This is a genomic window from Candidatus Binatia bacterium (genome assembly GCA_023150935.1).
In the GTDB taxonomy this organism is placed as follows: Bacteria; Desulfobacterota; Binatia; order HRBIN30; family HRBIN30; genus JAKLJW01.
In genome coordinates, this window is the sequence record JAKLJW010000139.1 from 1 (window position 1) to 624 (window position 624).

1 protein-coding gene is annotated in these 624 nt (G+C 69.7%); it reads left to right on the forward strand.

The genetic code is table 11. The features are described from left to right. Positions 1 to 624, forward strand: a 624-nt coding sequence (locus tag L6Q96_23385) for an HD domain-containing protein (protein MCK6557491.1), incomplete at both ends; no start/stop codon positions are given.

Below are 624 nucleotides of genomic sequence, written 5' to 3' on the forward strand. Positions count from 1 at the left end.
GCCGGCATCCTCGCCGACATGCGGCTCGACGAGGCCAGCGTCGCCGCGGGCCTCCTGCACGACACGCTCGAGGACACCCTCACCACGCTGCCCGAGCTCCGGCGTCTCTTCGGTGACGAGGTGGCGGTGCTCGTCGAGGGGCTCACGAAGATCGCGAAGATCGAGTTCACCTCGGCGCGGGAGCGCCAGGCCGAGAACTTCCGCAAGATGCTGATCGCGATGAGCAAGGACATCCGGATCCTGCTCATCAAGCTCGCCGACCGGCTCCACAACATGCGCACGCTCGAGCACGTGGACGAGGACGCGCGGCGCCGGATCGCCCAGGAGACGCTCGACATCTACGCGCCGCTGGCGCACCGGCTCGGGGTCGACTGGATGCGCCGCGAGCTCGTGGACCTGGCCTTCCGCACGCTCAAGCCCGCAGCCGCTCACGAGCTCGAGGCGCAGATCCAGTCCGGCCGGCAGGAACGCAGCCGCTTCGTGGAGGAGGTGAGCGGCGTGCTCTCCGCGAAGCTCGCCGAGGCCGGACTGCACGCGGAGGTGACCGGCCGCGAGAAGGAGCTCGCCTCGATCCACGCGAAGATGGAGGCGCAGCGCGTCGGGATCGACCAGATCCACGACGTG